Raw genomic sequence first — 7,444 nt, 5'->3', positions numbered from 1 at the left:
GGTGGAGAATAACTATCTGAGCAGCACGGATAAGAGCCGCCAGACGTATCTCAACCACAAAGAGAACCTGACAGAGCAGGAAAAACAGGATCGTGATGCGTTGAACCGTAAGGATCTGGAAAGCGACCTTGCGGTTATAAAAGCCTGTCAGGTAGACGGAAATGCTTGTCAGGCGGAAAGAGACAAAGCCCGTGAAGCGCTGAATACCTACATCAACCTGAGTTATCAGAATCCGAAAGAAGCACAGGTGGGGTATCAACAGATACAGAGCTTGCTGAACTCGACAGATCCCCAAGCGAAGGACGCGTTTAACGTACTTGATGGGTATACTCAGGCGTTCATGAGGTTAGGATATACGGAGGATGAGGCCAGAGCACGAGCCGGGGTGTATGTCGGTTCAATGTATCTTGCAGGTGGCATCAGCGCGATAGTGGCATCCAAGGAACTGGTGAAGCAGTTCGGGGAAGATATAGCGGTGGGCAACAAAAGCTCAATCGCGGGGGCAGCAAATTCTCTTGTTAAAAATGCAGATGGAATTTATGAAGTAACAATGAATTTGACGCCTTTGGAAGGCCAACGGCGCCTAAATACACCAGATATAAATGGTAACGGGAAATATAACCCAGCAGAGGCAGCAGCAGCGGCAAGGCTGGAAAACGTACTAGGGCCATTTGAAAGGGCTCCTGATACAGGTGGTAAAACAGCAGACTTTATTATCAGCAGTGGTTCCAATGCGGGTAAAACGGTTGACTTTATGTATACAACTAAGAATTTATCCCAGAAAGAAGTTGATGGAATCAATAAATTTTTTGAGAAAAACATGACAGTACCGAGAACCGCTGGAGAAATTCCAATTGGCCAAAAACAAATCCTTGATCATTTGGGGAAAGCAGACATTGTTCCTGTTGATTTTAGTGTCTTGACGTCATCCAACCAGAAAGTTTTTATGGATTACATAAAAACTTTTCCTAAAAATCAGCAAGATAAAGTTATTATTATGAGGTGATTATGGGTTCTTTTTTTGACATAGGATGCAAGCCATATAATAACAACTCTGGTGAAAGAGGGCTTGCCGTGGGGCTTAACAGAACAGCTTCCAATGCCTTAGAGACGTTATTCGATGAGGCATTGCAGGCGCGTCACCCTGAAATACATGAAAAGATAATGATGTATCTACCCTTAGATCAGATAAGTTTTAGCGAGCTGAGTAAAGAAGAATTTAATTTAGCTATAAAAGAGATTCAAACTTGTATTCATAGCCGAAGAGAATCTAGCGAATACCAATCCTACCAGAAACGTATGTGGGAGGAAGAAATAGAACCTCTCATTCAGCAAGATGAGCGCTATCAGCAATAAAGTTAATGAGTGAGTTTGTTTACGATTTTGTGTATGAGCATTGTTAGTAAGTAACGATAATCTCCCGGCCTCTGCGCCGGGATTGTCATTTTTACTGGTCAGAGCCTGAGTTCCGTCTTAATCACCCGCAGCCCTTGAGCGTGAGTGGCGACGGTGGCTTACCTGAACATCAGCCCGGACAGGAAATGTTTTGTCATTACCGTCATGCCGACGGTAATGACAAAACACCTGGCTAGGGCATGCCCGACATCCCACCGCTAAAACAACCACCCCCGGCGCTGGCCGGGGGTGACGTCGGTTACTCGGCGAACTTCAGGCCACCGGGATAATGCCTGATCCAACTGGCTGTGGCGTCCGGGTCCTGAGTCCTTCCAGACAATGCCACAGTTCGCGGGTATTCTGGGCGATGATCGCCATTTAGCCGGGCATGATGCGTATTTTTAACGGCATCCCGCCGGTAAGCTAATTCGTGATGCGTCACAGTAGCAGTACACCAGGATACGTCGGGCAGGCACGCTCGGGGCTGTGGCGGATGGTTTTAAGCGCAGTGATGTGGAAGACCAACTGACGATACAGAAATAGATGACCTCGCTGGGCGTGCAGGCGTACGGGGTATATAAACAGCGTGAAGCTGAAACGGCCGTGCGGGAGCGGTTGAGCCGAGAGGGCGTCCCGGCTGGCTAGATGGAAGACAGGATAAAGCGTAGCGAGGAAGTCAGACATACGCACCGGGAAGTCTCTACTGGTAGGCGGGTACAGCGCTGACGGCGGCGTCAATCCGGAGGTCTTCGAACAGGCCTTGTCGTGAGGACAGAATTCGGCTATTGACGCGGGGCAGTCCACTCAGTTCCGTCCAATCATCAACCCCTTATCAACGATTCACCGGTTGCCCAGCGTTAAAACCCAACAGTCAGTCCCCCTTAATTATGAACCGCTGTTATGGTTCGCCGTCCATTACAAAAAAGGGACCCCACCGGATCCCCACAATACAGTAAATCTTAGTTCGCCAGCGGTGCTTCCGGATGCAGGCCGAGCCAGCCTGGGGTCGGGTCGCCTTTGGCTTCGCCCACGTACAGACTCAGCTGCGCGCGGAAACGCTCGACCGCGCCGCGGTCAGACATGAAATCGGCGAAAGCCTGCGGGCGAGTGTTGCGGTATTCCCAGATGTGCTTGTAACCGGCCGGCGGGGCGACATCGGTGCGTACCGACCACATGCGCGCGACCTGGGTTTGCGTTTGCGGGTCCAGCAGCCAGCTCAGGTACAGTTTGGCGCTTTCCGGATGCTTGGCCTGTTTGAAGATGGCGGCGCGTTGCGCCCAGGAAACAAACGGGTCGGTCTTCGGCAACACAAAGCGGGTTACTGAACCTGCCGCCGGGACCAGCGCGCCGGAGCTGGTGAAGGTGGCGCTGTATTTGCCGGTGGTAATCTGAGCGCCCGGTACGTTGGTGCCGCGCACGTAGACCGGATCCTGTTCCTGCAGTTTTTCGACAAACTCCCAGCCGTATTTATCCACTACCTGCTTGTACCAGAACAATACCGCGTCGTCGTCGTTAGGGTAGGCCAGAATCAGGTTGCCTTTCAGATCGGGGCGCAGATAGTCATTGGCTTCCCGCGGCCAGGATTTTTCATCCAGCAGTTGGGTGTTGACCAGGTTGCTGAAAGCGATGACATACGCACCGATCCAGGCGCCGTCCGCATCACGAAACTCCGGGTAGATTTTGTCCCAACCCACCGGTTTGTAGTTCAGCAGTACACCCTGTTTTTTCCAGCGCGGGAAATCCTGCACCGTTTGCAACTGCACCACATCCGGAATCAGGGTGTCGGTCGCCAGCTGGTTATCGATACGCGCGTCATGGTATTTGCTGTAATCGACGATCACGTTCAGTTTGATGCCGGGAAACCGGTTCTCAAAAGCCTGCTTGAAGCCTGTTTGCTGTGACTGTACATCGCCGCCGGCATAAACGGTGACTGTGCCGCCTTCCTTCAATGCGCTCTGATAGATTTCATCCAGCGAACGGGTGTCCGGCGCGACCGCGGCCTGACTTTGCCAGGCGCTGAGACCGGCCATCATGGTCAGCATCAATGCGGTTTTCTTCAGGTACTTCCCAGTGTATTGCATAGTGGTTTCCTTTACTTAGGATAAAAATCCGGGCCGACGTACACGATGTAGTAAGCAGGTGCCGAACGACGGTCGCGGCGCGACCGGCGAATCACCAACGAATGACGCGCCGGGCTGGTCCGGCGATGCGGGATCGCCAGAGCCAGAATCAGGGGAAAATTACGGCGGAGAGCTGATAACGAATGAAAAGATCTGTCTGGCGAAGCGGGAGATAACGGGGAAAGCAACAGCATGGGCTGGCGCATGGCGGTGCCATAAAGCAAGCCGCGCCGACTTGCCGGTTACTGATATAGAACGCGCATGGACCTTCATGGTGAACTCTCCCGTCTGAGGCTAATTTCCCCTTTTTCCGTCAGGGAATTGAAATCGAGTGTATCGGATTGCATAAAAACGAACAGGAAGAAAAAGTGAATAATATAGTTAAAAACCTTGAATGATTAATAAGGATAGCTTGTTCTGAGTAAGGCGGATTTACTGGTGTTAAATGACGTATCGGCGGGGCTGGAATAATAGAATGGTTTATTTTTTCTAATAATTTGCTGTTGGGTAATGTAATGGTCTGATTATGGCAAAAGCAGAGGCGGATCACAGACAACCGGCTGTGATATGAAAACGCCCTGCCAGGCAGGGCGGAGTAGCGCTATCAGGCGGCGGTATTAACCAGATTGCCCTGTGACGAGAACGAGGCCAGCGAAGACGAGAAGCTTTGCAGGAAAGACGACAGCGAAGCGTTGCTGCTGTCGCCGCCCAGTGCGCTGACCATTGAGCTGAACGCGCTCTGCAATTCGCTCAATTGGCTGCTGGAAACCGAACTGCTGCTGGAGGACGAGTCGGAAGAGAGCGCGCTGATCAGCGAAGACAGGTCGTTCTTCATCGGGTTGTCGGACAAGGACGACGAGTTGGACGACGCGCCGATGCTGTGCAGCGTATCCATCAGCGTATGCAGGAAGGTCGCCACGGCTTCTTTCGCGCTGGAAGACGAGGTGTCCGACGTGCTGTCCGTCGAGGATGTTGTGGAACTGGTCGCGCTGGTTTCCGAGGTGCTGCTGGTGCCCAACGTGATACCGATGGAGGACAAGGCGCTGGTCAGCGCTGCAAATAATCCCCCCTCCTGGTCATCGTCCGATTTACGGTAAGGGATCGCCGTAACGGCAGAGGATGTGGAGGATGACGCGGAACCGACGCCAGACACCTGCCAGACGGAATTGTATAATCCCGAATAGTTGGAGGAAATGGACATCACCATGGTATTTCTCCTTGTAATATTCGCCAGAAAATTAACTGCTGTCTTACGTGTTAACGTCGAAGATATAAAAAACACGACGCTGCATAGGTATATATACCCGTCATACTTCAAGTTGCAGATGCGTTGGCTGCCCTCGCTCACCCCAGTCACTTACTTATGTAAGCTCCTGGGGATTTACTCGGTTGCCGCCTTCCTGCAACTCGAATTATCTGTGTATAGAATAATTGAAATTGTTTTTCTATCAGGGGTGATTTTGCGCTGGAGTTAGCCAATAAAACCCAAAAAATCAATCGAATGAAAAGACGATGAATTATTTGTCATTTAGGAGGATAAACAAAAATTGAACGTAATTTGCGTAAGGAACAAGAAAGAAAAATAGCGGGCTGTTCATAGATTGAAATAAATGACGCGAAGAGTAAGGAAAGCGTAAATTTATTATCAGCCAATCATAATAAATGAAAAAATGAATCACAGAACCTGCGGCAAATACGCATGAAATGATGTGCGGGGAGGAAAGGCCCGTACCGCAGGCCAGCGCTGGCGCACATCTTCATTGGTTTTAGCATGGGGACGCCAGACGGCGGGGCGCGGTACCGAGCAGCACCGAAAAGAAGACGCGTCCGGCAGGGCGTTTAGAGTTCAAAGCCGGGCGCCACTTCTTTCACCGGTTTTCGGCAGGCTTCCGGTAATTCAGATTTGGCTACCTGAGCGGAGCAGTCCGGTTTAAACGGATTGAGCGACTCGCGATTAGCGTAGATCAGCAGCAGAAGCAGAATGATCAGAACGGTGCGCAGGCGTTTTCTCTTTTTCATATTTATGTGTCGGATTGTGTCAAAAAAGGGGAGTCAGGTTACTGAAGTGATTCGCCGCTGTCTCGCTTTGCAAACTTTTGTCATCACTGTTATTGCTCCAGACCGTTCAGGGAACCGGACGGGTTTGTGATCCACTCAGAGAGGGGACGTTATTGACCAAATTCTGAGGGGGATCGACACCATGAGTCGTATTGATAACCGCGTCGGCCTTTGGCCCGGCGCCGGACCGGCTGCACAGCCATTGACCACACCTGACCATCGCCCGCCGTTGTTGCCTGCTACCAGCGGGCAAGCGGTGGAGTTCGGCGGCCCGGCGCCGTCTTTCGCAACCGTGTCTGCCGCACCGGTTACGGCGGCGGGCCGAACCCGCGTCGCGCCGCCGGCAACAACGCTGGCTGCGGAACAGGCAACAGCCATGCTGGATCGATCGAGTTACAGCGATGCAAAGGCGCTGGAGAAATGGATGCCGTTGTTGGGTTCGTTGCCGGAGCAGGAGCGGGCGTCGGCGGCGAAAGCGCTGAACCGACCGATTGCCGCCGCCAATATGCTAAAAGCGGGCGGGGCGGAAGCGGAGGTAGCGATGATCTACCTGAAGGCAAATCCGGCGTTGATGACGGCGCTGGATACGGGCAAAGACGGTGGTAAAGCCGATGGCTACATTTCCCGGCGGGATAGTGGCGCGTTCATAAAAAACATGACACGCAGCGCCCAGAGCGCGCAGCGCAGCCTTGATGACTATCGGCAGGCGCATCCGCAGGCGGACGCGCGCTCGTTACGGCTGGTGGAAACTTCGGCGCTGTTGCTGGCTAATGAGCCTTTGCTGCGCGCGGCCGACCCAAGCCGCTCGGCGGCAAATGCCGCACCGCAGAGCGTCTCGTCACTCTCCCGTCAGACCGATTTGGCCGCGCTGGCCAACGGCAATCCGCTGCTGTCGCCGGAATTGCAAAATGCGGCCCGGCTCTGGTCGCATCCGGGGTTATTTAGCCTGCTGGAGCATGCGGATGTGAAAGGGGAAAAGCTGGCGCGGGTGCCCCATGACGGTAAGTTGTCGGCAGGCGATATCAGAAGCTGGATAGCGGATCAGGCGCCAGCGGATGATGGGCAGGCGACGGCGCTGTTTCACGACGCCGCCGCGCTGGGGCTGGCGGGCAGAACCGATATCAGCCGTCTGAATGATGACGTGTTTGCGCATCCCGACCGCTATAGCGGTGCGCAGAAAGCGGCCACGCTGGTCAAACTGCAACAGACGCTGGAACAGGTGGCGGCTGGCCGACAGTATCGCAAGACCGACGAAACCGAGCGGGCGTTGAATGAACGAATCGGCCAATTGCAGCAGGACGCCGATGTGGTGCGGCATTTCGAACAGGCGGTGCCCGCCGATGCGTTACGGCTACAGATGTCCGATCCTCAACTGGCGCGGCTAGCGCGCCCTGGGGATAGCGGCCTGTTGACGCCGACCACCACCGGGCTTGGGGCAAATTCCGTCGCTCAAAACGCGGCCGATCGTCGCGCGCCCGGCGATGCGCAACTGACCGGGCAGATGGGGCGCCACCTGATGGATGCCGCCAAATCGTCGTTGCATATCACCGATCTGAGCAAGACGGCCGGCAGCAAAACCGCGATCGGCCTGGCGGGACGAGTCGGCGCGGCGGTAGCCGGCAAGGTGGTTGGCGCGGTGGCGGGCGAAGCCGCGGGGGCGGCGGCGGCATCGGCGGTGGGCGCCGCCGCCGGGCCGGTGGGCTGGGCGGTCAGCGGCGCGCTGAGTATCGGGATGGGGATTGCCGAACTGGTCAACTTCTTCAAGGCGAAAAGCAAGCTTAAACATCGCCGGGCGGATTTTGCCAACACCGTCAACCCAACCCTGACGCAGTTCAACATTCCCAAACCGCGCTGAGCGGTTTTATCCCCTC

At 54.2% G+C, this 7,444-nt stretch carries 6 protein-coding genes; 3 read left to right on the top strand and 3 right to left on the bottom strand.

Features of this window, described 5'->3' with window-relative positions:
- The coding region (locus DXXMK7_RS21360) for a DUF6862 domain-containing protein (RefSeq protein WP_371205624.1) at positions 1–1,006 on the top strand (1,006 nt) is incomplete at its 5' end.
- 2 nt (positions 1,007–1,008) lie between these two features.
- Positions 1,009–1,356, top strand: coding sequence for a hypothetical protein (locus DXXMK7_RS11070; RefSeq protein WP_038919146.1), 348 nt, complete (start codon positions 1,009–1,011; stop codon positions 1,354–1,356).
- 998 nt (positions 1,357–2,354) lie between these two features.
- On the opposite strand, the gene DXXMK7_RS11065 is transcribed toward DXXMK7_RS11070, so the two are convergent.
- From DXXMK7_RS11065 to DXXMK7_RS11050, 3 genes are all read right to left on the bottom strand, one after another.
- Entirely contained in the window at positions 2,355–3,476 is a 1,122-nt protein-coding gene (locus tag DXXMK7_RS11065; protein WP_038658440.1) for an ABC transporter substrate-binding protein, read from the bottom strand.
- A 643-nt stretch (positions 3,477–4,119) separates the two neighbouring features.
- On the bottom strand, positions 4,120–4,722 hold the full coding sequence (locus DXXMK7_RS11060; RefSeq protein ID WP_038658445.1) for a hypothetical protein: 603 nt from the start codon (positions 4,720–4,722) through the stop codon (positions 4,120–4,122).
- Positions 4,723–5,354: 632 nt separating this feature from the next.
- The gene (locus tag DXXMK7_RS11050) at positions 5,355–5,534 is read right to left on the bottom strand and encodes a hypothetical protein (protein ID WP_038919145.1); all 180 of its coding nucleotides are present in this window, start codon (positions 5,532–5,534) and stop codon (positions 5,355–5,357) included.
- Between the two features lie 181 nt (positions 5,535–5,715).
- On the opposite strand from DXXMK7_RS11050, the gene DXXMK7_RS11045 reads away from it, so the two are divergent.
- Complete coding sequence (locus DXXMK7_RS11045) at positions 5,716–7,428, top strand: type III effector HrpK domain-containing protein (protein WP_038919144.1); 1,713 nt, start codon at positions 5,716–5,718, stop codon at positions 7,426–7,428.
- The last annotated feature ends 16 nt before the right edge of the window (positions 7,429–7,444 follow it).

Origin of the sequence: Dickeya sp. MK7 (assembly GCF_000406305.1) — a bacterium.
GTDB lineage: Bacteria > Pseudomonadota > Gammaproteobacteria > Enterobacterales > Enterobacteriaceae > Dickeya > Dickeya fangzhongdai.
This window is presented reverse-complemented; position numbering and strand designations above follow the sequence as displayed.

Excerpts from the sequence above, each read along its gene's own strand:
- DXXMK7_RS11070 (WP_038919146.1), top strand. The coding sequence starts at position 1,009 with ATGGGTTCTTTTTTTGACATAGGATGCAAGCCATATAATAACAACTCT.
- DXXMK7_RS11065 (WP_038658440.1), bottom strand. The coding sequence starts at position 3,476 with ATGCAATACACTGGGAAGTACCTGAAGAAAACCGCATTGATGCTGACC.
- DXXMK7_RS11060 (WP_038658445.1), bottom strand. The coding sequence starts at position 4,722 with ATGGTGATGTCCATTTCCTCCAACTATTCGGGATTATACAATTCCGTC.
- DXXMK7_RS11050 (WP_038919145.1), bottom strand. The coding sequence starts at position 5,534 with ATGAAAAAGAGAAAACGCCTGCGCACCGTTCTGATCATTCTGCTTCTG.
- DXXMK7_RS11045 (WP_038919144.1), top strand. The coding sequence starts at position 5,716 with ATGAGTCGTATTGATAACCGCGTCGGCCTTTGGCCCGGCGCCGGACCG.